The organism is uncultured Campylobacter sp., from assembly GCF_938015785.1.
Taxonomy (GTDB): domain Bacteria; phylum Campylobacterota; class Campylobacteria; order Campylobacterales; family Campylobacteraceae; genus Campylobacter_B.
This window is the reverse complement of the sequence record NZ_CALLWC010000034.1, coordinates 17,603-44,186: the sequence shown is the minus strand read 5'-3', so window position 1 is coordinate 44,186 and position 26,584 is coordinate 17,603. Positions and strand designations below refer to the sequence as shown.

25 protein-coding genes are annotated in these 26,584 nt (G+C 48.4%); 9 read left to right on the top strand and 16 right to left on the bottom strand.

The window, feature by feature from the left end:
• Nucleotides 1-90: 90 nt before the first annotated feature.
• From Q0393_RS04730 to Q0393_RS04705, 6 genes are all read right to left on the bottom strand, one after another.
• Complete coding sequence (locus Q0393_RS04730; protein WP_298978290.1) at nucleotides 91-912, bottom strand: hypothetical protein; 822 nt, start codon at nucleotides 910-912, stop codon at nucleotides 91-93.
• A gap of 116 nt (nucleotides 913-1,028) precedes the next feature.
• Nucleotides 1,029-1,385, bottom strand: a complete 357-nt coding sequence (locus tag Q0393_RS04725; RefSeq protein WP_298978288.1) for an MmcQ/YjbR family DNA-binding protein — start codon at nucleotides 1,383-1,385, stop codon at nucleotides 1,029-1,031.
• The gene (locus Q0393_RS04720) at nucleotides 1,382-2,584 is read right to left on the bottom strand and encodes a replication-associated recombination protein A (RefSeq protein ID WP_298978286.1); all 1,203 of its coding nucleotides are present in this window, start codon (nucleotides 2,582-2,584) and stop codon (nucleotides 1,382-1,384) included. Before Q0393_RS04720 ends, Q0393_RS04725 begins: the two co-directional genes overlap by 4 nt.
• Before the next feature lie 702 nt (nucleotides 2,585-3,286).
• Nucleotides 3,287-4,201, bottom strand: a complete 915-nt coding sequence (gene cysK, locus Q0393_RS04715; RefSeq protein WP_298978284.1) for a cysteine synthase A — start codon at nucleotides 4,199-4,201, stop codon at nucleotides 3,287-3,289.
• A 9-nt stretch (nucleotides 4,202-4,210) separates the two neighbouring features.
• On the bottom strand, nucleotides 4,211-4,624 hold the full coding sequence (locus tag Q0393_RS04710) for an Rrf2 family transcriptional regulator (protein WP_177387438.1): 414 nt from the start codon (nucleotides 4,622-4,624) through the stop codon (nucleotides 4,211-4,213).
• Nucleotides 4,624-5,895: an aminotransferase class I/II-fold pyridoxal phosphate-dependent enzyme gene (locus Q0393_RS04705; RefSeq protein WP_298978280.1), complete on the bottom strand. Its 1,272-nt coding sequence runs from the start codon at nucleotides 5,893-5,895 to the stop codon at nucleotides 4,624-4,626. Before Q0393_RS04705 ends, Q0393_RS04710 begins: the two co-directional genes overlap by 1 nt.
• 192 nt (nucleotides 5,896-6,087) lie before the next feature.
• Here Q0393_RS04705 and Q0393_RS04700 point away from each other — a divergent pair, with 192 nt between their 5' ends.
• From Q0393_RS04700 to Q0393_RS04675, 6 genes are all read left to right on the top strand, one after another.
• The gene (locus tag Q0393_RS04700; protein ID WP_177387463.1) at nucleotides 6,088-6,447 is read left to right on the top strand and encodes a hypothetical protein; all 360 of its coding nucleotides are present in this window, start codon (nucleotides 6,088-6,090) and stop codon (nucleotides 6,445-6,447) included.
• Nucleotides 6,448-7,359: an HAD family hydrolase gene (locus Q0393_RS04695; RefSeq protein WP_298978278.1), complete on the top strand. Its 912-nt coding sequence runs from the start codon at nucleotides 6,448-6,450 to the stop codon at nucleotides 7,357-7,359. It begins immediately after the preceding gene.
• 935 nt (nucleotides 7,360-8,294) lie between these two features.
• The gene (locus Q0393_RS04690) at nucleotides 8,295-8,540 is read left to right on the top strand and encodes a DUF2018 family protein (RefSeq protein WP_297962334.1); all 246 of its coding nucleotides are present in this window, start codon (nucleotides 8,295-8,297) and stop codon (nucleotides 8,538-8,540) included.
• Nucleotides 8,540-9,532, top strand: a complete 993-nt coding sequence (locus tag Q0393_RS04685; protein WP_298978275.1) for a polyprenyl synthetase family protein — start codon at nucleotides 8,540-8,542, stop codon at nucleotides 9,530-9,532. Before Q0393_RS04690 ends, Q0393_RS04685 begins: the two co-directional genes overlap by 1 nt.
• Nucleotides 9,532-11,085 (top strand): glutamyl-tRNA reductase, encoded by a 1,554-nt coding sequence (gene hemA / locus Q0393_RS04680; RefSeq protein ID WP_298978274.1) that lies wholly within the window; start codon nucleotides 9,532-9,534, stop codon nucleotides 11,083-11,085. Before Q0393_RS04685 ends, hemA begins: the two co-directional genes overlap by 1 nt.
• On the top strand, nucleotides 11,075-12,793 hold the full coding sequence (locus tag Q0393_RS04675) for a proline--tRNA ligase (RefSeq protein ID WP_298978272.1): 1,719 nt from the start codon (nucleotides 11,075-11,077) through the stop codon (nucleotides 12,791-12,793). The genes hemA and Q0393_RS04675 overlap by 11 nt, the downstream gene beginning before the upstream one ends.
• 629 nt (nucleotides 12,794-13,422) lie before the next feature.
• Here Q0393_RS04675 and Q0393_RS04670 read toward each other — a convergent pair.
• The 7 genes from Q0393_RS04670 to Q0393_RS04640 all read right to left on the bottom strand — a co-directional run bounded on the left by Q0393_RS04670 (nucleotide 13,423) and on the right by Q0393_RS04640 (nucleotide 19,848).
• The gene (locus Q0393_RS04670) at nucleotides 13,423-14,061 is read right to left on the bottom strand and encodes a DUF417 family protein (RefSeq protein WP_298978270.1); all 639 of its coding nucleotides are present in this window, start codon (nucleotides 14,059-14,061) and stop codon (nucleotides 13,423-13,425) included.
• Nucleotides 14,062-14,699: 638 nt separating this feature from the next.
• On the bottom strand, nucleotides 14,700-15,161 hold the full coding sequence (locus tag Q0393_RS04665; protein WP_298978269.1) for a hypothetical protein: 462 nt from the start codon (nucleotides 15,159-15,161) through the stop codon (nucleotides 14,700-14,702).
• A 203-nt stretch (nucleotides 15,162-15,364) separates the two neighbouring features.
• Complete coding sequence (locus Q0393_RS04660; protein WP_298978267.1) at nucleotides 15,365-15,532, bottom strand: hypothetical protein; 168 nt, start codon at nucleotides 15,530-15,532, stop codon at nucleotides 15,365-15,367.
• A 2-nt stretch (nucleotides 15,533-15,534) separates the two neighbouring features.
• Nucleotides 15,535-16,488, bottom strand: a complete 954-nt coding sequence (gene lpxD, locus Q0393_RS04655; protein ID WP_298978264.1) for a UDP-3-O-(3-hydroxymyristoyl)glucosamine N-acyltransferase — start codon at nucleotides 16,486-16,488, stop codon at nucleotides 15,535-15,537.
• 31 nt (nucleotides 16,489-16,519) lie between these two features.
• A complete protein-coding gene (ilvN, locus tag Q0393_RS04650) occupies nucleotides 16,520-16,990 on the bottom strand; it encodes an acetolactate synthase small subunit (RefSeq protein WP_298978262.1) in 471 nt (156 codons plus the stop codon).
• Nucleotide 16,991: 1 nt separating this feature from the next.
• Nucleotides 16,992-18,686 carry an acetolactate synthase large subunit gene (locus tag Q0393_RS04645; RefSeq protein WP_298978260.1) on the bottom strand — a complete coding sequence of 565 codons (1,695 nt, stop codon included), beginning with the start codon at nucleotides 18,684-18,686 and terminating at the stop codon, nucleotides 16,992-16,994.
• Between the two features lie 463 nt (nucleotides 18,687-19,149).
• On the bottom strand, nucleotides 19,150-19,848 hold the full coding sequence (locus Q0393_RS04640; protein ID WP_298978258.1) for a helix-hairpin-helix domain-containing protein: 699 nt from the start codon (nucleotides 19,846-19,848) through the stop codon (nucleotides 19,150-19,152).
• 112 nt (nucleotides 19,849-19,960) lie between these two features.
• On the opposite strand from Q0393_RS04640, the gene pta reads away from it, so the two are divergent.
• From pta to Q0393_RS04625, 3 genes are all read left to right on the top strand, one after another.
• Nucleotides 19,961-21,559, top strand: coding sequence for a phosphate acetyltransferase (gene pta, locus Q0393_RS04635; protein ID WP_298978256.1), 1,599 nt, complete (start codon nucleotides 19,961-19,963; stop codon nucleotides 21,557-21,559).
• Nucleotides 21,559-22,791: an acetate kinase gene (locus Q0393_RS04630; RefSeq protein ID WP_298978254.1), complete on the top strand. Its 1,233-nt coding sequence runs from the start codon at nucleotides 21,559-21,561 to the stop codon at nucleotides 22,789-22,791. The genes pta and Q0393_RS04630 overlap by 1 nt, the downstream gene beginning before the upstream one ends.
• Before the next feature lie 511 nt (nucleotides 22,792-23,302).
• Nucleotides 23,303-23,923 (top strand): hypothetical protein, encoded by a 621-nt coding sequence (locus Q0393_RS04625; RefSeq protein ID WP_298978252.1) that lies wholly within the window; start codon nucleotides 23,303-23,305, stop codon nucleotides 23,921-23,923.
• Nucleotides 23,924-24,167: 244 nt separating this feature from the next.
• Here the strand turns inward: Q0393_RS04625 and Q0393_RS04620 are convergent, their stop codons facing one another.
• The 3 genes from Q0393_RS04620 to Q0393_RS04610 are packed head-to-tail and all read right to left on the bottom strand — an operon-like array spanning nucleotide 24,168 to nucleotide 26,228.
• Nucleotides 24,168-25,340 carry a HAMP domain-containing sensor histidine kinase gene (locus tag Q0393_RS04620; protein ID WP_298978250.1) on the bottom strand — a complete coding sequence of 391 codons (1,173 nt, stop codon included), beginning with the start codon at nucleotides 25,338-25,340 and terminating at the stop codon, nucleotides 24,168-24,170.
• Nucleotides 25,333-25,995, bottom strand: a complete 663-nt coding sequence (locus tag Q0393_RS04615; RefSeq protein WP_297879887.1) for a response regulator transcription factor — start codon at nucleotides 25,993-25,995, stop codon at nucleotides 25,333-25,335. The genes Q0393_RS04620 and Q0393_RS04615 overlap by 8 nt, the downstream gene beginning before the upstream one ends.
• Nucleotides 25,995-26,228, bottom strand: coding sequence for a hypothetical protein (locus Q0393_RS04610; protein WP_291936948.1), 234 nt, complete (start codon nucleotides 26,226-26,228; stop codon nucleotides 25,995-25,997). Before Q0393_RS04610 ends, Q0393_RS04615 begins: the two co-directional genes overlap by 1 nt.
• Between the last annotated feature and the right edge of the window lie 356 nt (nucleotides 26,229-26,584).

Here is a 26,584-nt window from a genome sequence, read left to right as displayed (position 1 = left end):
GCGGCCACAAATATTTTTCCGCAAGCATATCCGAAAAGTTCGCCAGCGGCGCTGCGTGCGAGATCTTATCGGCATCATCGCAAATCTCAATCATAAAAACGCAAAAAACCTGCCGAGCCGAGCCGCGATAAAGCCTGCCGCTTCGTTTTCGCAGTTTTCGTCGTTTCTACTCGCCGCATCATTTTGCCAGCTTTTATCCGCATTTCTATCCGCCACGTTCTGATTATTTCCGCCGATTTCTTCCGCAGCGGCGTTTTGATTATTTTTATTCGCGTTTTTGCCCGCCACGGCGCGCGCCTGCATAAAAATGCGCGCCAAAAACAGCAGCGCAAAAGGGGTTACGTGCCAAAGCGTACTTTGATGCTCTATCTCGTTAAAAATCTTACTAAGCGCGTCCTGAAGGTCCTTGGCGTCAAATTTCTCCCGCTTGCTCGCATTCGAGCTCTTATCCGCCGCGCTCGTTTTAAATTTACTCGCCGCACTCGCTTTAAATTTTATCGCCGCGCTATCGGCACTCTTAAATTCTGCCTCGCCGCACTTCGCCGCGTCTGTTTTAAGCTCCGTCTCTCCGCCCGCTTTAAATTTCGCAGCCTCGCTATCCGCCTTTTTAAATTTAGACTCGCTCTTTTGCGCTAAATTTACGAAATTTTGTGCCGCGCCACATCTTGCCACATCCGTAGAATTTTGCCCGCAACCATGATGATTTTTTAAATTTTGCCCTGCGTCGGGCTCACTTTTTAAATTTTGCTCGCCACCCAAACCGCGCGCCGCATCACAAGCTTCGATTGCCCGCGCGAGTTTCTCAAAAATTTTGGGAAACTCGCTCGCCCTGCCGTAAGCGGTCGTGAGCCTACTCCACGGCACGTCCTGCACTTTTAAATTTGCGATATATTTCAAATTTTGCTCATTCATCCGCGCTCCTTGCGAATATTTTTAAATTTAAGCTCCGCGAGCTGATAAAATTTGCGCTCTCGGTTCAAATTTAGCCTCTTTCGCACGCAAATTTAAACTAAGCCCAGGCGCAAATTCTACCTCGTAAGCTCCCTACTTTGCTCGATTAGATCCACGATCTGTTCGCGCGGCACCGCATCGAGGCAGACGCTGATCCAGTGCTTTTTATTCATATGATAGGCTGCAAAAATTCCTTTTTCGTCACGCAAAATTGCCGCCAAATCAGGCTTTATCTTTAAATTTATCACATCGCTTGAGCCAGGAAGTGCGCGACCGAGCTTTTCGTTTGCAAGCCCGCGCATCAAAAGCGCAAACCACTTGCGCTTCCCTCCTGCGTGACGAAAAACCGCAAAATTGGGATATTCATCCCACAGATACTCGCCGTCCGCGCCGTAGCGCTGCTTCATTAGTTTTAGGACGCTGCTGAAGTTCATTCTCGTTCCTTGATATCGATCTTTTCCCTGCGCAATCGCGCCAGCCACTCATCCAGCGTCTTTTCAAAGCCGATCCCCTTGCTTTCGTAAAATTTCGCCGCCTCGCTCATATAGGCTTGCTCGACCCAGCCGCCGAAGTCGTGCGGGTATTTGTAGTCTGCGATCTGCTTGTCCGAGTTGATGAGGTAGCGCGGCGTAGGCAGCGGAGCAGCGGAGCGGACGAACTTCAAAGCGGCGTTGATGCCCAAATACGCGGCGTTTGATTTGGGGCTGTGCGCCAGATAGATCGCGCATTGCCCCAAAATAATGCGAGCTTCGGGATAGCCGATCTTGCTGACGGCAGTTAGCGTGCTAGTAGCAATATTTAGGGCGTTTGGATTGGCATTGCCGATGTCCTCGCTAGCTAGGATCACCATCCTGCGCGCGATAAAATCCGCGCTCTCGCCCGCATCTATGAGCCTCGCGACATAATACAGCGCGGCGTCGGCGTCGCTTCCGCGCAGGCTTTTTATCATTGCGCTTGCTAGCTCGTAATGCAGATCGTCGCTGCTAACGCCTGCAGCCACGGCATTTGCGCGCAGCGTGCGAAGCGTATCCAGCGTAATGGCGCTGTCCGCTAAAAGCGCAAATTCCAGCAGATTTAACATACTCCTTGCATCGCCGCTGCTGGAGTTTAGTAGGTATTTTCGCGCCTCCTCGTCCATCTCAAAGCCGATCTCGCCCTGCACCCGCGCAAAAAGCGCCTCCAAATCCTCGTAGCTAAGCGGCTCGAACTCAAAGATCATCGAGCGCGAGCGGATGCCGCTGCTTAGCACGAACTGCGGATTTTCCGTCGTCGCGCCGATGATGATCGCGGCGTAGTTCTCCATCGGGATTAGCAGCACCTCCTGCTGCGTCTTGCTAAGGCGGTGGATCTCGTCGATGAAAATGAGCGGCTTGATGAGTGAGCCGGCGTGCGAGGATAGAATTTTGCGGATATCCTCGACCTTCAGGCTCGTGGCGTCAAGCTCGTAAAAATCGTAGTTCAGCTCGCTTGCGATCACGCGCGCCATCGTCGTTTTACCGCTGCCTGCGGCGCCGAAAAATATACTGTGCGGGATGCTGCCTGCGGCGACGAATTTTTTAAAAACCGCCACGATCTTGCCCTGCCCCACGATCTGCTCTAAGCTCTTGGGGCGAAATTTCAAGCTCAAACTCATTTTACAACCTTAAAAATTTTGCCCCGATGATAGCGTTTTTATGATTAAATTTTGAAATTTGGCTAAATTTAAAAGGCGGAATTTTGAAATTTTATTTACAGCGGAGTTTGGTATTTATGCACGGCGCGGGCTTAAAATTTGCGCTGCGAAAGCGAGTTTTAAAATTTCAGTAGAATTTTAAAATTTTATGCCGCGCGTGCGGACGGCGATATAAAATTTGCGGCGAGAATAGATCGCGCAGATTTGGCGAACTTAACGGTTTTAAAAATTTAATACCTCGCGTATTGTGCGCCCGCGCCGCCATACATAGCGCGCCCAAAAATTATTGTCTGTGAGCGAGGCAAAATTTTAAAATTTAACCCTATTTTGGGGCTAAATTTTATCTCGCAGCGAGCCGCTAAATTAGCAAATCAATAAACGCAAAATCAGCAAAGCTAAAAAATCGTTGCGCTCTCATAAAATCATCGCACAACCATCGCAACTATCGCCTCGCCCGCGCAGAAACTATCGCGTAAATCTATCGCCTACGTAACGCGAAAATGTAAAATATGGTCGCTCAATCGTTGCAATAACCCGCGCGATCGCGCAAAACTCATCGTGCCAATTCCGGCGCCAGCGTAAAATTTAATCTCGCAAAGCTGCGCGCCCGCGTAAAATACGTAAAATTACCGCGTTAACGCTGCACTGGCGCAAAACTGCTGTCTATTTGAAAAGCTCGGTAGAAAGATACCTCTCGCCGGTATCGCAGAGGATCGTAACGATCACTTTGCCCTTGTTTTCGGGCTTGTCGGCGATCTGCGCGGCAGTATAAACGTTCGCACCGCTTGAAATGCCCACAAGCAGGCCCTCTTTTTGTGCCAGCTGTCTAGCTGCGGCGAATGCATCGTCGTTCTCAACGCTCAAAAAGCCGTCGATAACGCTTCTATCAAGATTATCAGGGATAAAATTTGCGCCGATGCCCTGAATTTTATGCCCACCCGCACTGCCGCACGTAAGAAGCGGCGAGCTAGCAGGCTCCACGCCGTAGGCTTTGAGATTTGGATTTTTAGATTTTAAAAATTTCGCCGTACCGCTGAGCGTGCCACCGGTGCCAAATCCCGCGACTAAAATATCTACCTTGCCGTCGCTTTGCTCCCAAATTTCAGGTCCAGTACTTTGAAAATGCGCCTTTGGATTGCTTGGATTATCAAACTGACTCGGGATAAAGCTATTTGGAGTGTTCGCAGCCAGCTCATTTGCCCTATCCACGGCGCCTTTCATTCCAAATTTTGGATCGGTTAGCTCGATTTTGGCGCCGAATGCGGCGATGAGCTTTTGGCGCTCGATACTCATCGAGCTTGGCATCGTTAGGATGAGCTTCATACCGAGCTTTGCCGCGATCATCGCAAGCCCCACGCCCGTGTTTCCGCTGGTAGGCTCTATCAAAACGCTATTTTTATCGATTTTGCCCAAGCTTAGCGCGTCTTTTACGATCTGCCACGCGATGCGATCCTTGACCGAGTGGCTCGGATTTAAAAATTCCGCCTTGGCTAAGATGAGGGCATTTTTGCCAAACGTATTGATTCTAACTAACGGAGTATTGCCGATGAGCTCCGTAACATCGTTTGCTATTTTCATATTTTTCCTTTAAATGCTGAAATTTAAATACTGGACGCTTCGCGCCATCATCTCCTCATAGCTGCTTAGAGGCTCGTTAAATATCTCTGCCAGCTTGACGTCAAATTTCTCAAAAAACGCCCGCAGTCCGGGATCGCTCATCTGAATGCTAGTCATCCGCAGATCCTTTTCAAGAGCGGTAAAAATTTCACCGAAAGTAATCTCGCTAGCATCTCTAGCTAGGTGATAGCCGCCGTTTTTACCTTTGATGCTACACACTAGCTTCTCGTTTCTAAGGGTATTTAGAATTTGCTCCAAATAATTCTTAGAAACTCCCGTGCGCTCGGCGATCTCTTTTATACTTATAGGCGCTACTTCGCTAGCTTTGGCGATCTGCAAAATCGCAGCCAGCCCATAAACGCCCTTTGTGCTTAAAAGTGCCATTATTTCAGTGCCTCGCTAAGATCGGAAATCAAATCGTTCGCGCCCTCTATACCCACGCTTAGGCGGATTAGACTCGCAGGCACGCCAGCGCGGTTTAGTTGCTCCTCGTTTAGCTGCGAATGCGTCGTGCTCGCAGGATGAGTGATGATCGACTTCGTATCGCCGATATTTGCTACGACGGAGAAAATTTTAACCTTGCTAACCGCCTTTAGCGCTGTTTCTTCGCTATCTACGATGAAGCTCATCAGACTGCTTGCATAGCCGTTTTTAAATTTCGCTTTAATCGCGGCATTAAATGGCGAGCTTGCAAGCCCCGGATAATTGACCTGCTTTACCTTCGGATGATTTTGCAAAAATTCTGCTATCTTTAGCGCGTTTTGCGAGTGTTTTTGCATGCGAAGCGGCAGTGTTTCAAGCCCCTGGATGAGCTGAAACGCGTTAAACGGCGATAGCGTCGCACCAATATCGCGAAGCAGGGACAAGCGAATCCTAAGCGTATAAATGTCGAAATTATCTACTAAATCTGCATAAACTAAGCCGTGGTAGCTCTCATCGGGCTCGTTGAAATGTGCGTAACGCGGATTGCCTTTGAGTTTGGAATTTAACTCCTTGCCCGAAACGATTGCACCAGCGATACTAAGCCCCTGTCCGCTTATATATTTGCTAGCGCTGTGGATTACGACATCGGCGCCGTCATCAAGCGGATTGTAAAGCGCAGGGCTTGGGATCGTGTTATCCGCAATCGTTACTACGCCGTGCTTATTTGCGATTGTAGCGATTTTAGCGGTATTTGCAACTGAAATTTGAGGATTTGAAAGCGTCTCGAAAAAGATCGCTCTAGTTTTATCATCGATTAAACCTTCCAAATTATCTGCCGTTTCGGAGTCAAAAACCCTAGCTTCGATGCCGAAACGCTTGATCGTATGCGCCAAAAGCGTGGTCGCGCCGCCGTAAATTTTCTCGGCGATGATGATATTTTCGCCCGCTGCGGCTAAATTTGCCACCGCAAAAAATATTGCCGCCTGCCCGCTAGAGACCGCGATTGCAGCTTTGCCGTTTTCCAGCGCCGCAAGTCGCGCCTCAAAAACATCAGTAGTAGGATTTGTCAAACGCCCATAAATCGGCCCTAGATCACGCAGCGCGAAGCGATCGGCAGCTTTTTTGCTAGAACCGAAGTTAAACGCGGTGCTTTGATAAATGGGAACTGCCATCGTGCCGTAGCCTGCGACGGAGTCGTAACCAAAATGAGTTGCGAGGGTTTCTTTTTGCATTTTTGTCCTTTGTAAAAAATTTGGCGAATAATAGCGAAATTTTAAAATAAAGTCAAGTATTTTTATATGATTTTAGAATGCCTATAATAACGGGATTTATAGAAAAAATGTTATTAAAATATAGTTTTATAATATGCGTAATTTTGCCAAAATTTCGAATTTTGCTATAATGCGCGCTTCAATTAAGGAAAGATCATGCAAATCAAAGAAAAAGATGAGCGCGTTAAATATATCCGCGCACTAGAACGCTTCGTAAAATCCGCCGTAGCGCTGCTAAAGCGCGAGGATTTCGACGCAGAGCTTTTTGCGAAGCGAATAGCTAAAAACTATGAAATTTTATCTAAAGCGGCCGCTACAAATCTCGATAGTCCCTACACCAAGGCGCTTGAGAGCTTTGCTAAAAACGTCCTTGATGCTAGCGAGGCAGGACAGATCAGCGATGCCGCGTTTAGATCGGCGCTACAGCATGAAGCAAACGCTCTGCAAAAGCTCAAAAACAATAAGAGTTACAAAAAAGACAAGCATAAAATCGATTTTTTAAAGGATTATTAGATGAAAACCGTGATTTTTGATATGGATGGCACGCTGCTTGACTCCTCGAGCGCGATCGAAATCAGCGTCAATAACACTCGCCGCGAGCTCTACGGCCTAGCGCCACTGCAAAAGAATTTCATCGTCCGCACCATCAATGATCCGAGCAAGAACGCCTTTTTAGAATTTTACGGCAAAACCGAAGCGAGCGCCGAGGAGCTTGCGTTTTTCGAGAAGGAATTCGTAAGCAATTACCGCGATTTTGCCGTGCTTTACGAAGGTATCGAAGATCTTTTGCACTCGTGCAAAAAAGCAGGATTTTTTCTCGCAGTCGCCTCCAATGCGCCTTCCTATACCCTAAGCGCGATCTTAGAAAAAACGGGGGTGCGCAGGCTATTTGATCTGGTCGTAGGTGCGAACGAGCAGATGCCATCAAAACCCAACCCTGCGATGCTGCTACACGTAATTGCATGCTCGCCGCACAAAAACGCGATTTTTTTGGGCGATAGCAAAAAGGATGAGCTAGCCGCACTCCGTGGCGCGGAATTTTTACAAAATTTAGAATTTCAAGGCGGCAATGACGGTGAGAGCTTAAATGCTAGCCGTGACACGAGTAGAGAGAATTTCAGCACTAGCGAGGGCTTAAACTCTTGCGGCGAAAATCTTAACGCGGATGAAAAATTCCGCCCTAACGACACAGATGCTGACGGGGCGGCAACACTAAGCTTTAAAGGCGCCAGAATTTCCGCAAAAGCAGAAGCGACGGAAGGCGTACAAGCTGCGGCAGTACGATGCTTTCGGGCAAATTTGGCAGATCTAAGAGGCGCAAAACTTGAGTATTTGCAGGTATGCTGGGGATTTGGCGAGCCTAGCGAACTAAGTCGCAATGCCCTAAGCATCACGCAAGCGCGCGAAATCATCGGCGGAATTTAAAGTAGCCTGGCTTTTGAGGCATAGCTAATTAAAGTAGTATTGTAGCAGGGTAAAATCACGCTTAGGCTCTTAAAACGGAGCGAATTCTATCTTCGCGTGCAACGCAAGCGAAATTAAAATTTAAAAATGATCCTTGCGCGAAAAATTCTGCTAGCACAAAAATAGAAATTTCATTTACGAGAGTAAATTTGAAATTTTAAAAGTAGCTCTTGTGGTGCGCGATTTCATCTGCGCGAAAAATGAAATTCTATCTGTAAAAGGGGGCGGAATTTTAAAAATTTAAAGACGCCCTCTCGCGGCTTAATTTAAAATTTGCCTCAAAATATAGTTTAAAAATTTAATGCCAAACGCGATTTTAGCATTCTACTGTGTCTATGAAATTTCAAATTCTCGTAAAGCGGCGGAATTTTAAAATTTTAAAAAGCCTGATCTGTGTTATGCACGCGAGTAAATTTTGTGATAATAGAATTTACCCGCCGCTCAGAAATCAAGATTTTACCGCACAAGCAAAGCCAAAATCCTCTCCGCCTACGCGAAATTCAAGAATTTTACCTCTTAAACAAAGCGGAATTCTATCCGATCAAGCGAAACCTAAAATTTCACTCGCGCCAAAGAATTTTAAAATTTCCGCAAAAAAATAAAGCTGCTTATCTGTAAATTTAAAATTCCGCCTATCTACAAAGCTTCGCGTTTAATCCGCCACGCGACCAAGATTAAATTTTTAAATTCCGCTCGCTCTGCCTATCTCGCAAACAAGTAAAATTTTAAAATTTATAGATTCAAAGCCCAAAATCCCGCGCTTAAGCTTAAAATTTATCACACGCAAGCGCAAAATATGCGTAATCGCTCCTGTTTAAAAGCCCCTATAGTTTGCCGCGCCCTAACCTAAATTAAATTTTACATTTGCTATAATCGCGAAATTTTAAGGAAGGTAAATGGATATTTTTGAAGGCAGCCCAAGAGAGAAATTTTTTGAAATTTTATCCGCTGCAAGCCCTACTTTGGTGCAAAACGAAATCGAAGAAGCTCTAATCCGCCTAATCGCCTGTGAGCAGCTCTGCGAAGCGCGCGGCATTAGCGAGCGCGAGATCGAAAGCTTCATCGCGCAGCAGGATCTACAAGACGAGCTAAACGACAAATTTTTGCAAATGAGCGGAAATATCCTAAGCAATAACGAATAATGCAAGATCAAATCGATTTAATTATGAAAAGCTTCATCGCAGACTGCGGATATGAGCCCGCTAGCAAGATGTTTGATAGGCTAAGCCCAGGTAAAAAACTGCGCTCTAAGCTGCTGCTAAACATCGCACAAAAGGACGAAAAATCACTGCGTCTGTGCGCTATCATCGAGCTCATTCAAGCTGCGAGCCTGCTGCACGACGACGTCATCGACGAAAGCTCTGTGCGCCGCGGCAAACCCTCGATCAACGCCACCTACGGCTCCAAAAACGCCGTGATGCTGGGCGATATACTCTATTCCAAGGCATACTTCGAGCTTAGCAAATTTGAAAGTCGCATCGCCGCCGCGCTTTCGGGCGCTGTCACGAAACTAGCCGTGGGCGAGCTGATGGACGTGAGCTTAAGCGACGATTTCAACGACGATGCGAGCAAATATCTGCAGATGATCTATCTAAAAACCTCCGCTTTGATCGAAGAAGTCGCGCGCTGCGGGGCGTTTTTAAAATTCGGCGGCGCAGAAAATCGTGGCGAAATTTCAGATATTAACGGCGCAAAAAACGAGGACAGGAATCCGAAAGCCGCGAAAGATCATGATGAAATTTCAAGCGCGAGCGTAAAATTCGGCGAATACGGCAAAAACCTTGGGCTTGCCTTTCAGATCATCGACGATATTTTAGACGTCACGCAGAGCTCAGAAGCGCTGGGTAAGCCGAGCCTGAGCGATTTTGCGGAGGGCAAAACCACTCTGCCCTACATCTATTTATACGAAAATTTAGATGATGCGCAGCGGCAAAAGCTAAAATCGTTTTTTAAAAAGCAGCTCTGCCAGAGCGAAATTTCATGGATCAAGGCGAAGCTTAGCGAGCACGGCATCATCGAGCGCTGTATAAACGAAGCTCGCGCCTACGGGCAAAAGGCGCTTGAAGCCGTGGCGGAATTTAAAAACGACAAGCTGGAGCAAATCGTGCGAGATATGATAGATAGGGAGTTTTGATGGCGTATATGAGCGTGAGCTTCACCCACAAAAACACGGACATCACGGTGCGCGAGAAACTGTCGTTTTCAAACGACGTGCGCAAGAAAGAAATTTTGCGCCTTTTGGCTTCAAACTCCGCGATAGAGGAGTGTTTGGTGCTAAGCACCTGCAACCGAGTAGAAATTTTTACCGTCGTAAGCGACTTTGATGAAGCGCAAAAGTTCGTGCTTTTGGCACTTTCGCGCATTAGCGGCGTGAGCTACGACGAGCTAGCCGAGCGTGCCGATATTTACGAAGATTACGGCGCGATACACCACCTTTTCGCCGTCGCAGCATCTCTTGATAGCCTCGTAGTGGGCGAAACGCAGATCGTAGGCCAGCTCAAAGACGCCTATAAATTCGCGATGCAAAACGCTCGCGCCGGCGCGCAGATCGCAAGAGCGATAGATGAAGCGCTAAAGTGCGCGGCGCGCATCCGCAACCAAACCGAAATTTCAAAAAATCCGATCTCGGTCTCAAGCGTCGCCGTGGCGATGGCAAAGGATAGACTGGGCTCCTTGCAGGGCGCGGACGCCGTGGTAGTGGGCGCGGGAGAGATGAGCGAGCTAGCGTGCAAACACCTGCTCGCAAGCGGCGCGAATATCACGATCTTAAATCGAAATTTAGTCGGCGCGCAGAGGCTGGCGAATTCTTTGATCGGCGCGAAGGCTGGCGCAAATTCGGAAAATAGTGCGGATCTAAATCGCGCGGATATTAATCTAAATAACGCAAGCACGAACTGCGACATAAATTTAGACGCCGGCGCGAGTTTTAGCTGTGCGGAAGCTGGCTCAAACGGCGGCGCGGGCAGCTACGCGGCTACGAATAAAATTTCTACGGCGAGCGGTCCTGCGAGCTACGATAGCGTGGGTGGCGCAAATTTAAGAGGCAGCGCAAATACCTGCGCGGCTCGCATCAAGACCGACGCGCTGGATAATCTGAAAAAATATCTAAACGTAAATAGCCTATTTTTCAGCGCTACGGGCTCGCAAGAGCCGATCATTACCGATAGCTTGCTTGAGCCCAAAAGCTTTAAGCGATATTTTTTCGATATAGCCGTGCCGCGCGACGTAGAGCTTAGCCAAAGCGAGGACGTCGAGGTTTATAGCGTCGATGATCTGGAGGAGATCGTAAAGAAAAATTTGCTGCTTCGCGAGGAGCAGGCGCAGATCGCTTACTCGATCGTAGCAAAATGCACGAATGAGTTTTTCAAATGGCTGAGGGCGGCGGCATCCACGCCGATCATCAAGGCTTTGCGCCAAAGCGCGAAACAAGTAGCCGAGCTAGAGCTAGCCAAAGCACTTAAAAAAGGCTATCTAAAGCACAGCGATGCGGAGGAGGCGCGCAAGCTGATCCATCAGGTTTTTAAAGCGTTTCTGCACGCTCCGACGGTAAATTTAAAAAACCTTGGCGAAGCGGACGATGCTGACGGCACGGTAAATGCGCTGGTCGAAATTTTTGAACTGCAAGAAAACTACGAAAAATTTTTAAATCAAGAAAATGAGAAAAAGGACAGACAGAATGAAATTTAGCAAGCTTTTCGCTCCGAGCCTAAAAGAGGCCCCCAGAGACGCGGTACTACCTAGCCACGCGCTTTTGATCCGCGCGGGATTTATCGAGCAGCTGGGCAGCGGGCTTTATAATTTTTTGCCGCTAGGAAAGATAGTGCTGGAGCGGATCTGCGCCGTCATCAGGCAGGAGATGAACGCTGCGGGCGCGCAGGAGGTCTCTTTTAGCGTCGTGACGTCTGCGGATGCGTGGAAAAAAAGCGGTCGCTACGCCAAATACGGCAAGGAGCTATTGCGCTTCAAAGATCGCAAGGATAACGACTTCGTGCTAAGCCCAACTAACGAGGAAGCGGCGGTTTTGATGATCGCGGATAAGATCACGAGCTACAAGCAGCTGCCGCTAAATATCTATCAGATCAATACGAAATTCCGCGACGAGGCGCGCCCTCGCTTTGGGCTTCTGCGCGGACGCGAGTTTACGATGAAGGACGCTTATAGCTTCCACGCAGACGCTGCAGATATGAAGCGCGAGTTTGAGGTGATGAGGCAGGCGTACTCGCGGATCTTTATGCGACTAGGGTTAAATTTCCGCGCGGTCGATGCGGATAGCGGCGCGATCGGCGGCAGCGGCAGCAAGGAGTTTATGGTGCTAGCGGATAACGGCGAGGACGATATCGTCGTGTGCAAGCGCTGCGAGTATGCCGCAAATATCGAGGCTGCGCGCCGTGCGCCCAAAACCACGAACGCCGCCGCGCCCGAAACCGACGGCATGATGAAATTTAAAACCCCCGTGATGAAAACAATTGACGCGGTCGCGGAATTTTTCAAAGTAGATAAATTCTACACTATCAAAGCGGTGATCAAAAAAGCGCTATACGAGGATCGCAGCGAGATCGTAGCGTTTTTTATCCGCGGCTGCGACGAGCTGCAAGAGACCAAGGCGCAAAACGCCTGCGGTGCGCTGGAGCTAGTCGATGCCAGCGAGGAAGAGATCGCGCGAGCTGGCTTTACGGCGGGCTTTTGCGGACCTTTCGGGCTCGGCGAGGGAGCTAAATTTTATATCGATGCCGAGCTAAAAGGAGCGCGCGAGATGATCGCGGGCGCGAACGAGCCCGATTACCACTACGTGGGCGCTAGCGTGATAAATTTTAACGAATCGCGCTTTGCGGATCTCGCGGCCGTGGGCGCAGGCGACGCATGTCCGTGCTGCGGCGGCGAGCTTAGCATCACAAAAGGCATCGAGGTGGGCCATATCTTTCAGCTCGGCACGCGCTATTCAGAGCCGATGGGGGCGCGATTTTTGGATGCAAACGGCAAGGCTCGTGCGTTTTACATGGGCTGCTACGGCATCGGCGCAAGCCGCCTAATCGCCGTGGCGATCGAAAGCAGCCACGACGAGCGAGGCTGCGTGTGGCCGCGTGAGCTGGCGCCTTTCGAGCTTGAGATCATCATCTCAAATCACAAAGACGCGGCGGCGGTAGAATTTGCCGAAAAATTATACGAGCAGTGCCGCGAGCGCGGCATCCGCGTGCTACTTGATGATCGCGCGGAACGTTTCGGCGTGAAGATGAACGACTTCGAGCTGATGGGCTTTCCATACGCGGTGCTCGCGGGAAAAGCCCTAGCGGAGGGAAGCGTCGAGTTCATCACTCGCGCAGGCCTAAAGCGGCAGAGTGTAAGCGCTGATGAAATTTTAAAACTTATCGAGAAAAAATTAATCGAGAAAAGTTAGAAAACGTATGAAATTTAGCCCTAAATTTGGGCTAAATTTTCTAATAAAAAAGTAGGCTCTCTCTTTAAATTCGCCGCTTTGATCGTGCCCTTCAATATCTGTGCAGAGCAATACCCAATCGCGCATTGCCTCCTGCTTTGAAATTTTTTACAAACGCCTATAGGTATGCGGCTCCAAAAAAATAGCTCGACCGGCTTTGACCGAGAGGGCATTTAATCTCCAAAATGCAGAACTCCTACCTGCGCCTATCGGTGCAGATTTCAGCGCATCCGTCGGCACCGAATTTGACTGCAAAATTTATGCGAGCACGGCTTTTAAATCTATATTTGTCACAAAATTTCACATCGTCGCATAAAAGCACGGGCTACATCGCGCCTAATAAATACGCCGCGAGGAGCAAATCGGAAAATTTAAAAAGGCGGCCGCAATTAAACTCTTTTGCGCTCTTTTACTTCAAAGAAATTAAACCGCATCAAGTCTAGCAGTAGCGCGCCGCGAAACACAACGGGGGAAATTTAATGCTGCTTATTTTAGCTTATAAACAAAACTGCCGGAGCGTTAAATTTAGCGCTCGCGGCGGTAAAATTTAGCCCTGCGCCCGCCGCGAGGTAGAATTTTAGCTTTATAATTTACTTCGAAAGACTTTGTAGCCACCTTTTAGCCGCATCCGCAGCCGCTATCAAACCGCCGCACATCATTATCAGATCCTTTATCACCAGCCTGCCCGCACCCGAGAGATACGGGAAGCCGTGGTTCGGGCTCTCTGTTATGCCGAGGGCGGGATTGCCCAAATTCGGCACCCAGGTTTCGGGCGTCGTTATCAAAAACGATAGCGTAACGATAGCCATACCGAAGGTCAAAAGTCCGCCTACGACGCCAATTTTTGGGAACCATATGCCAAGCAGCATCAAGATACCGATCGAGCAAATAGTCGCGCCGATAATGTAAGAAGCCGTATAGGTGCCGTTTGATTTATGCCATTTGATATTATCCGGCACAACTAAGCCTTCGGGGTTTTTGTGCAGATTATACTCTGCGACCATTTTGCCCTTGCCGTTATCGACTACGTCTTTATTTTTCATCAGATAGCTGAAAAACGGGCTGTTCGTGACGAAGGGCACGATGCCATCCGCTTCATACTGCACGACTTTTAGGCCGCCTATCCAGATCATGACGACGAAAATTGCAAACCTTATACAATTTACAAATATGCTTTGCGAATTGGACAGGCAATTAAGCACCTTATATAGGAAGGAATTTTGATCCATCTGTGTTTCCTTTGCGGTAAAATTGATGCGATAGTTTATCAAAAGAGGGTTAAATAAGTCAATAGTTTTTATAAAATAATATTAATAGTATTGTAAAAAATTTTATCAAGTGCGTATAATTTTGGATCTATTTACAGATCTTTCAGCCTCCGGATCGATTGTTTTTGGCAAGTTTTATGAAATTCCGGCTAAATCATGCTTTGAAATTTTAAAAAATCTCCAATGAGAAGGCGCAGATCGCGGCGCGCGGCGGCATAAGCAAGGATCTGGTGGGCGGCAAAAACTATGTGAGGCAGCCTAATGATGAGTAAAACGTTTGTGCGTTATAGATAAATACACAGCGTGAAAAAAAAGGCTTGCGACTACAGATGCGAGACGCTCGCAATGCCTATCTACGAGCGCTCGCAGGCTTTGTCGTTAAAATTTATCCGCGCGGTCTTTTGCATTAAAATTTATCTACGTAGCTTTTACATTAAAAATTTGACCGCACGGCTTTCGGATCAAATTTCATCCAAAGCCTTCGCTCGTTAAATTTCATTTTTACTATAATTGCTTGCCAAAATTTTACCTAAGCAGCCGCTTATTTTCACTCGGCTAAATTTTACTTTGTTGCCTAGATTTCGCCCACGCTTTTCCGGTTAAAATTTTATCCAAAATGCGGCAAGCTCGTAGCTGCGAGGCTCGCCCAACCCGCTGAAGCTTTCAAACGCAAGCGCAACGCCGCTGCTTAAGCTTAGCTCCAAACCATCATCCGTTGCGCGCTCGCGACACTCGATCCGCTCACGATTTAAAGCGCTTTTTACGGCTGCAAGATCGATAGGGGCTCCGCTAAATATCCAAGGCTCTATTTCGATTTGCTGTGCCCTGCCGTCGCCGAAATCCAGAGGCTCGCTTCTGAAATGATCCGAAAAAATCATAAAAATTTCGTCCTGAAAAAAGTGAAACTCGAAGGCGCCGTATCTTAAAATTTCAGCCCCAGCACTCTTAAAGCTCGCATCCGCAGGGCCGAACATCGCGGCAATCTGCGCGCAGCTCAAGCCGCTTTCTACGCCCGTAAACTCTCCCGAGCGAAAAAATTTTAGCATATCGATTTTTAGCATTTCACCCCTTTGGCGGCGCTTGAAAGATACTGCGCGCAAGCAAAACCATTAAATTTAGCGTCCATGGTGCAAATAAGACAAGGCGCAATCAAAAAAGAGCGCGGACGCATCTGCATTAAATTTTAATTCTTATGCGCGCCAAATTCTAATACCTCGCGATATGAGCGAATATGGACGCTGTTGCCGCAAACCCCTTTTCCGTTTCATATCACGCCGTTTGCAAAGCAACAGAGTGCGCGGATAAAATCTTTGCCGGGCACAATTTCACTCCCGTTTGCCTGCGCGTCAAAAAATGGCGCGGACAGAATTTTGCCGATAAGAGCAAAATTTACCGCCGCAGCGATCATAACCGCGCCAAAAAGCGTGAGCAATCTTAACCTTGCTTTTTATCTCTAAAAAATCTAACGATCTTAGCCTGCAGCTTGAACCACTCGCTAAGCTCCATTATAGGCTGCCCGGCATAGTTTTTACCGCCCGCTAAGTCCTTGCTTATGCCGCCGCGCGCCGCGATCTGAGCGAAATCGCCCACGCTTACGTGCCCGCCGCTGCCGCTCTGTCCGCCCATCACGACGTTGCGTCCAAGCGTCGTCGAGCCCGCAAGCCCCACCTGAGAGACGATGAGGCAGTTTTGCCCGAGCTCGCAGTTGTGCCCAATCTGAACGAGATTGTCGATCTTGCTGCCGCGTTTAACGATCGTCGAGCCGAATACCGCGCGATCGATCGTCGTGCACGCGCCGATCTCGACCTCGTCTTGCAGCACGACGTTGCCGTTATGATAAATTTTAACGTGCTCGCCCGTTTTGGTGTGCGCGTAGCCGAAGCCGTCGCTTCCGATAACGGCGTTTGCGTGGATTATGCAGCGCTCGCCGATGATCGCGTCGTTGTAGATGACGGCGTTTGCGTGGATCACGCAGCCGCTTCCGATATGCACGTCATCGCCGATATACGCGCCGCTTGAAATGACGCAATCCTCGCCGATCGTGGAATTTACGCCGATATGCACGTTCTGCCCGATCTGCGCGCTAGCGGCGATCTTTGCGGGCGTGCCGCTGCGAATGAGCGGCTTGGCAAAATGCGCGCTTAAGATCGCAAAGGCTAGATGCGGATTTTCGCACTCCAGCGCTCGCACGCCGCTTGGGGTTACGGTGCCGATTTTTACCAACACGGCGGCTGCTTTGGTGGCGGATAAAAATTTCTCGTTTTTGTCGCTATCGCAGTAGCTTAGCTCGCTTTTTCTTGCGTTTTGAAGCGAATTTATCGCGGCGATCTCTGCGTCCGCTCCGTTAAGCTCTATGTTTAAAATTTCGGCAATTTTAGATAATTTCATTTGCGCTCCTTTAATTAAATTTTATCGCCGCTTACATATCCAGCGCGACACTGCCGCCGCGTACGATATCTATCGGATTGTATTTTTTTATCGTCTTTAAAAAGCCGTCGATACGGTCTGCGTCATCGCACGCCATGATGACGATCTTGCTGTCGTCGCTGTTTGCGATGCTGCCGTTGTAGGCTTTTAAAACGGCGTCAAGCCCCGCTAAATTTTCGCCCAGCGCGATCTTTACCAAAACCATCTCCTTTTCGACGAATTTTGCATCCTCGATAACCTTGTAGACGGGGATCAGTTTATGAAGCTGCTTAGTGATCTGCTCTATGACGCGCTCGTCGCCCGAAGTGACGATGCTAAGGCGCGATAGACCGGTATTTGGGATCGGCGCAACGGTGAGGCTGTCGATATTATAGCCGCGCCCTGCAAAAAGCCCCGAGATCCGCGACAAAACGCCGTGTTCATCGGTAACGACGACCGAAATTATTCTTCTTATGCTATTCATCCTACGACTCCTGCTCAAAAATCATATTATAAAGCGCGCCGCCTGCGGGCACCATCGGCCAGACGTTTTCGAAGCGATCTATCTTGGCCTCGATGACGCTCACCTTTTTGCTCGCAAGAGCCTGCTTCAGCGCGTCTTCAAATTCCGCTTTACTGCTAACGCTAAAGCCCACGCCGCCGAAGCCTTCGACAATTTTTACGAAATCAGGCTGCGAGCTAAGATCGGTCGATGAGAAACGCTGCCCGTAAAATAGGCTCTGCCACTGCCGCACCATGCCTAAGAAATTGTTGTTTAATACGATATTTACGACGTTTAGGCCGCTCGCGCTCGCCGTCATCAGCTCTTGGATATTCATCAAAATCGAGCCGTCGCCGCTAAAATTTATAACAGGTCTGTCTCCCGCATAAGCCTTCGCGCCCAATGCTGCGGGCAGACCGTAGCCCATCGTGCCCTGCCCGCCGCTACTTAGCAGAGTGCGTGGCTTGCAAAACGGATAAAACTGCGCGACCCACATCTGATGCTGTCCCACGTCCGTAGCGATGATAGCATCCTCGCCTGCGATTTTTGCGGTACTTTGTATAACCCACTGCGGCTTTAAAATTTCATCGCTGTCGTTAAATTTAAGCGGGTGAATTTCATCGTATTTGCGGATGAGCTCGCGCCACTGCTCGAAATTTTGAGCGCTAACCTCGCTTTTAATGCGCGGCAGCATCTCCTCTAACACCGATTTCACATCGCCCACGATCGGATAATCCGCGTTTATGATCTTTGAGATCGAGCTAGGATCGATATCGACGTGGATGATCTTTGCGTTTTTGCCGAATTCGCTAAGCTTGCCCGTGACGCGATCGTCAAATCTCGCGCCCAAGCAGATTATCAGATCAGACTCGCTAAGCGCCATATTTGCGGCATAGCTGCCGTGCATTCCGACCATACCTAAATTTAATTTATCGTCGCTTCGCACGGCTCCCAGCGCCATAAGGGTTTGCACGACAGGGATCTGCGCAAACTCGCTAAGCTCGCGTACCAGCTCGCTAGCGCCCGCGCTAATAACGCCGCCTCCGATGTAGAGGATAGGTTTTTTGCAGCCTGCGATTAACTCGACGGCTTTTTTGATCTGCTTAGCGTTGCCCTTATAGTTCGGCTTGTAAGTTTGCATCTTAATTTCGCTAGGATATTCAAAAACGCCCAGCTTCGCCGTTACGTCCTTCGGCACATCGACATGCACGGGCCCCGGTCTGCCGCTGCGAGCGATGTAAAAAGCCTCTTTTAAAATTCTGGGCAGCTCTTCGATCGTTTTAACCAGATAGTTGTGTTTGACGCAAGGGCGTGAAATTCCGATCGCATCGATCTCCTGAAAGGCGTCGGTGCCAATAAGCGAGGTCGCCACCTGCCCGCTAATAAGCACGATCGGGATGCTATCGCTATACGCCGTAGCAAGCCCCGTAAGCGCGTTCGTAAAACCAGGTCCACTCGTGACGACGGCCACGCCAACCTTGCCGCTAGCGCGCGCGTATCCGTCCGCAGCCATCGCCGCGGCCTGCTCGTGGCGCACCAAAATATGTCTGAAGTATTTTTGTTTGTAAATTTCATCATAAATATTCAGCGCCGCGCCGCCCGGGTAGCCGAAAACTACCTCGACCCCCTCCTGCCGCAACGCCTCCACGATCATCTGCGATCCGCTAATTTCTTTCATACGCCCATCCTGTTTCGTTGGAATAATTTTGTGATTATATTATTTTGTAAATTAAATTTCACGAATTTTAGGCGCTAAATCGGGTCGAATTTCAAATTTAATAGCAGCAAGACGGGGCGAAATTTTGGAATTTAGCGAGAGTAGAAAAGGCAAATTTAAAATTTAGCCATAAATTTAAAACGGACGGGATGTTCGGATTTAAAATTTTAAAGTGCAGATTTTATCTTGACAAAATACGGCGCATCAGTTTTAACGTAAAATTTTAGCTTGAAATTTTACCACGTAAGCTGCTGATTAAATTTATAAAATTTTTTGGAATTTTATCATAGCGCAGAGCAACTCCTGCGCAAATTTTAAATTCTACGTTACGAAATTTTAAAATTTATCCGTAAATTTAGGGCGGGCGGAATCTCGATTATAAAATTCTAAAATTCCGCCCGCGTAAAATTAAATTTTAAAAACCCTATTGCACGCCGACGCTAACGCAGTCGCCACTTTGCGGATCGCAGTTACCGGAGCTTGTGGTGCTGCTGGATCTTTTAGAGCGGATCGTTCCCATATGCATAGGCACCGGTATGTTACGGCGCGAGCTTCCGCCGATATCGCTATCGCTCATACTGCTAGAACTTCTCCTGCGAGAATAATCATCGCGAGGAGGCGGTGGCGGAGGAGGCGGTTTTATACCTCCGTGCGGAGGTGGTGGCATGCCGCCAGGAGGCGGGGGAGGAGGCGGCATCATGCCGCCGTGCCTACCATATCCTGGCGGAGGAGGCGGCGGTAAAGTACCGGTCTCTGTGATCGTGATGCCATTGCCGTAATTTTCAACGCGTCTGTAAGTAGAGCCTCCGTAAACCGTGCGGGTGCGGGTCTTTTCGACCACGACTATGTCGCGATCAGGCTGCACCGGCTGCTGCACGTTAGCTCTAGGCGATATTTCAAAGCTCTTCTGCAGTTTAGCAGTATCGTAACTTGCAAAGCCGTTGATACCCTTTAGCTCATCTGCACTTGAAATTTCGCGTTTTTGGCGGTATTGCATAAGCATATCCGCCCTACCCGCATCAAGCCCACCGATCGTCATCAGCTCGTAGCGACTAGCTTCGTTTATGTTGATTTTCGCCGCGGCGAGGCTCACTAAAAGAGCCAAAATCACCAAATTTTTCATGTGCGCTCCTTTGTTGGAAGTTACCAAATTCTAAACCCTCACGATAAATCTTTGATTAACACGCAAGCAAAATTTTGCTACAATTGCCTATCTTATTTCAAAGGATCAGCCGATGAACGGAATTTTGCTCCTATGCGACGAGCCCGCCGCCTACCAATCCGAGCTAAAAAAACTAGATAAAATTTTATCCATGAGCTTTCACAACGTTTTGCAACTTTGCATCGCTGGCGATAATGCCCTTTTTAGCAAGAGCGAGCTTGAAAAAGCGCTCGCAAACGGGCAGGATGAGCGCGTGCGAAAGGCGGCGATAGAGCGCTTTGCGCAGATTTTAGAGCAGTGCAACTTCGTACTGGTTCACGGCGTAGCGGGAGCCGATCTGCGCGAACTAAATTTACAAATCGCAAAGGATCTAAATATCCCTGTTTGCGGATTTTATCCTAACGAAATTGCCGCGCGCATCGGCACGCGCTTGATCACCGCAGCAAAAACGGTAAGCTTTGCCAGCATATATGAGGATAAAATTTCATTTTCCGCGCTAAGACCTGCACAAGAGGGTGCAAATTCTAAAAAATCAGAGCTTTGCGGTAAAAATTCTGCCTGCGAAAAGGGCGCAAAATTTCACGACGAAAATTCCGCTTGCCAAAGCGGCGCGATAGAGCTTGATAAAGTCGTTGCCGATAAAAGCTACTTAACGGACGCTGCAAACTCCACGCGCTGTGAAATTTTAACCCCGTTGAAATTTGAAAGCAAGCTCTACGCCAAAGCTCGCGCGAACGTTAAAACCGTCGTGCTTCCAGAAAGCGACGATGAGAGAATTCTGCGTGCGGCTGCGATTATAAAACAAAGCGGCGGGGCAAATTTGATCCTTCTGGGGCGGCAAGACGAAGTGCAAAAAAGCGCAAGCAAGCTAGGTCTCGATCTAAGCGGCGTTAAAATTTTAGATCCGCAGACGGATGCGAGCTTAGAAAAATTTGCGCGCGATCTATATGAGCTTCGCAAGGCAAAGGGCATGAGCGAGGCGCAGGCGCGCGATTTAGTGCGCGATCGCACCTACTTCGGCACGATGCTCGTGTATGAAGGGCTAGCCGATGCGATGGTAAGCGGTGCCAGCACGACTACTGCGGAGACAATTCGCCCCGCGCTTCAGATCATCAAGACAAAGCCGGGCATCGCGAGCGTTAGCGGTGCGTTTATAATGTGCCTGGATACGCAGGCTCTGCTTTTTGCCGACTGCGCCGTAGCACCGAGCCCGAGCGCAGAGTATCTGGCGGGTATCGCGATCTCAAGCGCCGCGACCGCAAAGGCGTTCGGGCTTGAGCCGCGCGTGGCGATGCTAAGCTACTCCAGCGGCGATAGCGGCAGCGGAGAGAGCGTAGAATTTATCAAAGCAGCGACGCAAAAAGCGCGCGAAAAGGCGCCTGATCTCACAATCGACGGGCCGCTGCAATTCGATGCGGCGGTCGATGCAGCGGTTGCCAAGAAAAAGATGCCAGGCTCCGCGGTCGCAGGGCATGCGAACGTATTTATCTTCCCTGATCTTAACTGCGGAAATATCTGTTATAAGGCCGTTCAGCGCACCGCAGGCGCCGTGGCGATCGGGCCGATTCTGCAGGGCTTAAAAAAGCCGGTAAACGATCTAAGCCGCGGCTGCAAGGTCGCCGATATCGTAAACACGATACTTATCAGCGCCATTCAAGCAGGAGAGAATTAATGGATATCCTAGTCATAAATTCCGGCTCGAGCTCGGTTAAATTTAAATTCCACGATATGCTAAATCACGCCTGCATCGCGAGCGGGCTCATCGAGGAGATCGGCTCGACGCACGCAAGCGGAAGCATCAATTGCGCCAACGGACGAAGCATAAAAGTTGAAAACGAGCAAATTTCAAATCACGAAACCGCGATCGCAATCGCGATTGATCTTTTAAAACAAAGCGGAGTAATCAAAGATCTAACTCAAGTAGGCGGTATCGGGCATCGCATCGTTCAGGGCGCGGATTATTTCGACGCTCCCGCGCTCATAGATGAGGACGTAATGGCTAAAATCGCCGAGCTTGCGCCGCTTGCGCCGCTACACAATCCCGCAAATTTAGCAGGCATCAAATCCTGCCTAAAGATCGCTCCTAAAATTCCAAACGTTGCGGTTTTCGATACGATATTTCATCAAAGCATCCCGCCTTATGCGTATATGTACGCGCTGCCGTATGAATTCTACGAAAAATACAAAGTTCGTCGCTACGGCGCGCACGGCACGTCGCATTGGTTCGTCTCGACAATGGGAGCGAAATTTTTACGTAAGAAATACGAAAACTTCAACGCCATTACGCTACATCTTGGCAACGGATCGAGCGTGAGCGCCATAGAAAACGGCAAATGCATCGACACCTCAATGGGGCTAACGCCGCTTGAGGGGATCATCATGGGCACCAGATGCGGCTCGATCGATCCCGCTATCATCCCATACATCGAGCGCGTCGCGGGCTACAACGCGCAGGATATGGACGTCATAATGAACAAAAAAAGCGGACTGCTCGGCATCTGCGGCGCAAGCGATCTGCGAAAAGTATATGAAAAGATGGAAGGCGGCGAGCCACGCGCGAAACTCGCGTTTGAGATGCTCGTGTACAGCGTCGTTAAGATGATCGGGGCGTATTATGCCGTGCTCGGGCGAGTGGACGCTTTGATCTTTACCGGCGGTATCGGCGAGAATGCGCCGCATTTTAGACAAAATGTTTGCGAGAAGCTCGCTCATATCGGCATCGAAATCGATGCGACAAAAAACGCCAAAAATACCGGCTCGATTAGAAATTTAAGCGCGGCGGATAGTAAAATCAAAACGCTCGTAATCCCTACCAACGAGGAGCTGGCGATCGCCGAAGCCACGGTCGATACGATCAACAAAAACTCCGCGCAGATCGACTATCAGAAATACTCGGAATTTTAAATTCTATCTAGTGAGGTTCCGCGGTTATTTTGCGAGCAAGCAACGCCAACCTGCCTTTTTTGTTAGGCAATTAAATTTTGGGTCTTGGCTGCGAGCTTACGTGAAATGAAAGAGCCTTTTATTTTAGAGGCTTCCCGGCCCCGACGATACGAGAAGTTACTACACTGCATACGAGTTTGCGCTTTTCTCGATAAAGCTTAAATTCTTTCTCGGAAGAGGTGTAGCGTAAGGGGCTATACTTGCGAAGCTCCCTTTTACTTTGCTTCGGCTAGCAACCGCAAGCAGGTCTGCCGCCCAAACCCCCACCTACCCCACTGCACATTAGAGGTGGCAAAGCTTTGTTTTTAAACAAAGCTTTGCTGGTTAAATTTAATAAATTTTATTTCAAATTAGACTGCAAAATTCCAAAGCAAGTCCTCGTCGTGAAATTTTACCGAACGATAAGGCATAAAATTTTAAAATTTAGCGCAAGCCGGGTTTTGGCACGCAAACTTTATTAAAGGAGCGAACGATGAGCGATTTGCTAAATTCACAAGGCGCGCAAGAGCAAGATACGCCGTATCCCGATACGAAATTCACTAAATTTTTCGGGCGACTTTACGCGGCGGTTTTTGCGCTGTTTGCGATCACGGCGCTTAGCGTATTCGTGCTACCCGAAAATATTTTAGACGTAAGCGCGGCATGCGCGGACTTCGTTAAATTTATGAAGCAGTTTTTTCCAAACATCGCCGCAATCGGCAAAATAAGCCCGCATACGCAACTTGCGGAATTTTACGTCGCGGCGATGTGGATGCCTATTTTAACGGCTTTCGCGCTAAGCTGCGTGTATTGTCCGATCGCCGCATTCTTATACAAAAAAGAGCTTCCCGCCGTCAAAACGCAGATATTTGTGCTTATCGGCATACCTTTCGCTTACTGGGCATTAAACAATTATTTCTACGCCGATTTCGCCGTAAACGGCATCCCACACAGAGTGGGCAACGGGCGGACATTTCCAACTTTTGCGAGCAGAGAGAGCCTATTTGGCTGGATATCGTTTTTCGCAGCCACCTCGATGTTTATGAGTATGCTTGTCGTGATTTCGCTTAGCGATATAGTCCACTGGATATATCTATCGAGAAATAAAAGCTAAATTTTATAAAATCGCGGACCAATAAAATTCCACCATCCATAACTTTCAAAGTTATTTTATGAGCGCAAAGCGAACGACTGATAAAATTCCGCGCTCCGTTTTAGAACAAAAACAAGCGACGATTAAATTTAAACGCCCTGCGATTAGAACTTTTTTGCGCGGAATTTAAGCGACCAAACGACGATTAAATTTAAACCGCAAGCAGCCGCTTTTAAATTTTGAAATTTCGCTAAATTTTAAAATTTTATTCGCGCCACGTAAGGCGGAAGGTCGTTACTTCGCCCGGCACGCTGTCGTAGGAGATAGAAAAGGAGTATTTTTTGCAGACCTCGCTTACGATGCTAAGCCCGATTCCAAAGCCGCCCTCGCTTGAGTTAAAACGCGCAAAGCGCCTGAAAATTTCGTCGCCCCTTTTCTTATCGATCCCTTCGCCGCTATTTGAGATCGCTAGCTCGCCGTGCCTTAGCCGCACATCCACGTAGCCGCCTGCATCGGCGTATTTTACGGCGTTGCTTAGCAGATTGTCGATCAGGCGCGAAATTTCATAGACGTTTGCGTTCATGCTCGCATCCGCAAGATCGGTTTTAAGGCTTAGTCTGCGCTTTTGAATAAACGGCGCGAAGTATTCGCAGCGCGAAGCGACGAGGCTTTTTAGATCGATCGAGATAATCTCGCCCTCCTTTTTCATACCGAAGGTCAAAAACACCAGATCCTCGTAGATGCGCGAAAGCGTCTTAGCGGCAAGGTCGATATTAGCGACGCGCTTGGCGTTGTATTCTCCAAGCTCTGTGTGCCGCATCGTCTCGACGCTCATGGAGATAATACTAAGCGGAGTATTGATCTCGTGGGTGCTATCTTTGATGAAGCGATTTAGCGTGTCGATCTTGTCGTAAAGCGGCTTTGTGCCTAGCCGCACCAGATAAAACGCCACGGCTAATATCACGCCCAAAAGCGCTATCATCATCGCTGCTGTTTTGATACGAAGCGTTAAAATTTCGCCCTGCACGCTACTTCCAAGCAGAATGATTTTAGCCTTGGAAAAGGCGTTTCGCTCCTCCATATTTTGCAGATTTTCATAAATTCCTAGCCTACCGCCACTTATAAATTCCGCCTTTAGCTTCGCTTTATCAAGAGCGCCAAGCTCACCGCCGCAGCCGTAAATTTCATCAGAGTTTGGCTTAAATATACACGCGCTTACACCCTTTTCGCGCTCGAAGTCCGCTAGCGATTCCAGCCCGTCCATGCTCGCTTTCATATAGATCATCATTTTGATCTCTTTTAGCTCTTTTATCCTGTGCGAAAGTAGCGCGGCTTCGTTCATACTGTAATTTATCTTGAAAAAATATCCTAAAAACAACGCGCTTGAAATGAGATATAAAGATAGAATTTTAAGCGTTAAAGCGGTCTTTTCAGACATACAGATACCCTGCGTTGCGGCGATTTATGATGTGCTCTTCGCCTAGGACGCGGCGTAGATTTTTGATATAAGTTCGCAGCGCTTCCTCGCTCGGAGTTTCGTCAAAAGCGTAGATCGCGGAGAAAATTTCATCCTTGCTTAAAAGCCTGTTTTTATTTTGTAAAAAAAGTGCCAGCAGCTCGCGCTCTTTGTTTGAAAGCGCGACGGGCACGCCCGATCTGCGTAGCTCTTTGCTTGCAAAGTAAAATTTAAACTCGTCGTCAATAGTTACAAAATCATCAAAATTGTGGCTGAAGTTTCGCTTTATGAGAGAATTAACGCGCAGCAACAGCTCTTTTAGCTCGTATGGTTTTTTGAGATAATCATCGCAGCCGCTTTTAAAACCAACCTCAAGATCATCAAGCGTATTTAGCGACGTGGCGAATATCGCAGGGGTGCGATCGCCGCTCTTGCGTAGCTCTTTTAAAAGTGAGAATCCGTCGCCTTTGGGGATTTTTACGTCAAAGATAAAAAGATCAAATTTTTGTTCATAAGCAAGATCCGCGGCGCTTTGAGCGTCGCTGCAAACGCATACGTCAAAGCCCGCGTCTTTTAGATATTCGCCGATGAGATCGCAAAGCGTCTCATCGTCCTCTACGAGTAAAATTTTACTCACTACATCTCTTTTTTCATCTCTTTTTTCATTTCGCCTTTCATCTCATCCTTCATATGTTTACCCTCTTTCATAGCATCCTTGTGCATATCTTTCATGTCGCCCTTCATCTCTTTCGCACCATTATGCATTGATGTATTGGCGTCCTTCATCTCATCTTTCATGCCCATGTCGGCAGCTACGGCAAAAGTGCCAGCAAATAGCGCACTAAGCGCAAACAAAGTAAGTTTTTTCATTACGTACTCCTTAAAAGAAATTAGCGGAATTATACTTCCGTAAAAGTGAAGTATGTGTGAAATTCCGAAAAAAATTCAAATTTAAATTTAAACGCCTGTAATTTCAAACGCGGAGCGGCTTAAATGCGCTCGGTCGGTCGCGATCTCTGAAATTTAAATCGCTCGCTACGGCTAGTCAAATTCTAAACGCAAATCAAAGCTAGCGAGGGCGCACGCCAACAGCGCATTGCCGAGCTTATTTTATCGAGGCAAAATAGAAATTTAAACCGCCAGCGAAACTGATTAAATTTTATAATGCCACGGCTCGGTCATTAAATTTAAAACGCCACGCGAGCTTTTAAATTTGCGGCATCGCG

Coding starts and splice junctions, on each gene's coding strand:
- Q0393_RS04730 (WP_298978290.1), bottom strand. CDS start 912: ATGAATGAGCAAAATTTGAAATATATCGCAAATTTAAAAGTGCAGGAC.
- Q0393_RS04725 (WP_298978288.1), bottom strand. CDS start 1,385: ATGAACTTCAGCAGCGTCCTAAAACTAATGAAGCAGCGCTACGGCGCG.
- Q0393_RS04720 (WP_298978286.1), bottom strand. CDS start 2,584: ATGAGTTTGAGCTTGAAATTTCGCCCCAAGAGCTTAGAGCAGATCGTG.
- cysK (WP_298978284.1), bottom strand. CDS start 4,201: ATGAAAATAGCAAACGATGTTACGGAGCTCATCGGCAATACTCCGTTA.
- Q0393_RS04710 (WP_177387438.1), bottom strand. CDS start 4,624: ATGGCACTTTTAAGCACAAAGGGCGTTTATGGGCTGGCTGCGATTTTG.
- Q0393_RS04705 (WP_298978280.1), bottom strand. CDS start 5,895: ATGCAAAAAGAAACCCTCGCAACTCATTTTGGTTACGACTCCGTCGCA.
- Q0393_RS04695 (WP_298978278.1), top strand. CDS start 6,448: ATGAAAACCGTGATTTTTGATATGGATGGCACGCTGCTTGACTCCTCG.
- Q0393_RS04690 (WP_297962334.1), top strand. CDS start 8,295: ATGGATATTTTTGAAGGCAGCCCAAGAGAGAAATTTTTTGAAATTTTA.
- Q0393_RS04685 (WP_298978275.1), top strand. CDS start 8,540: ATGCAAGATCAAATCGATTTAATTATGAAAAGCTTCATCGCAGACTGC.
- hemA (WP_298978274.1), top strand. CDS start 9,532: ATGGCGTATATGAGCGTGAGCTTCACCCACAAAAACACGGACATCACG.
- Q0393_RS04675 (WP_298978272.1), top strand. CDS start 11,075: ATGAAATTTAGCAAGCTTTTCGCTCCGAGCCTAAAAGAGGCCCCCAGA.
- Q0393_RS04670 (WP_298978270.1), bottom strand. CDS start 14,061: ATGGATCAAAATTCCTTCCTATATAAGGTGCTTAATTGCCTGTCCAAT.
- Q0393_RS04665 (WP_298978269.1), bottom strand. CDS start 15,161: ATGCTAAAAATCGATATGCTAAAATTTTTTCGCTCGGGAGAGTTTACG.
- lpxD (WP_298978264.1), bottom strand. CDS start 16,488: ATGAAATTATCTAAAATTGCCGAAATTTTAAACATAGAGCTTAACGGA.
- ilvN (WP_298978262.1), bottom strand. CDS start 16,990: ATGAATAGCATAAGAAGAATAATTTCGGTCGTCGTTACCGATGAACAC.
- Q0393_RS04645 (WP_298978260.1), bottom strand. CDS start 18,686: ATGAAAGAAATTAGCGGATCGCAGATGATCGTGGAGGCGTTGCGGCAG.
- Q0393_RS04640 (WP_298978258.1), bottom strand. CDS start 19,848: ATGAAAAATTTGGTGATTTTGGCTCTTTTAGTGAGCCTCGCCGCGGCG.
- pta (WP_298978256.1), top strand. CDS start 19,961: ATGAACGGAATTTTGCTCCTATGCGACGAGCCCGCCGCCTACCAATCC.
- Q0393_RS04630 (WP_298978254.1), top strand. CDS start 21,559: ATGGATATCCTAGTCATAAATTCCGGCTCGAGCTCGGTTAAATTTAAA.
- Q0393_RS04625 (WP_298978252.1), top strand. CDS start 23,303: ATGAGCGATTTGCTAAATTCACAAGGCGCGCAAGAGCAAGATACGCCG.
- Q0393_RS04620 (WP_298978250.1), bottom strand. CDS start 25,340: ATGTCTGAAAAGACCGCTTTAACGCTTAAAATTCTATCTTTATATCTC.
- Q0393_RS04610 (WP_291936948.1), bottom strand. CDS start 26,228: ATGAAAAAACTTACTTTGTTTGCGCTTAGTGCGCTATTTGCTGGCACT.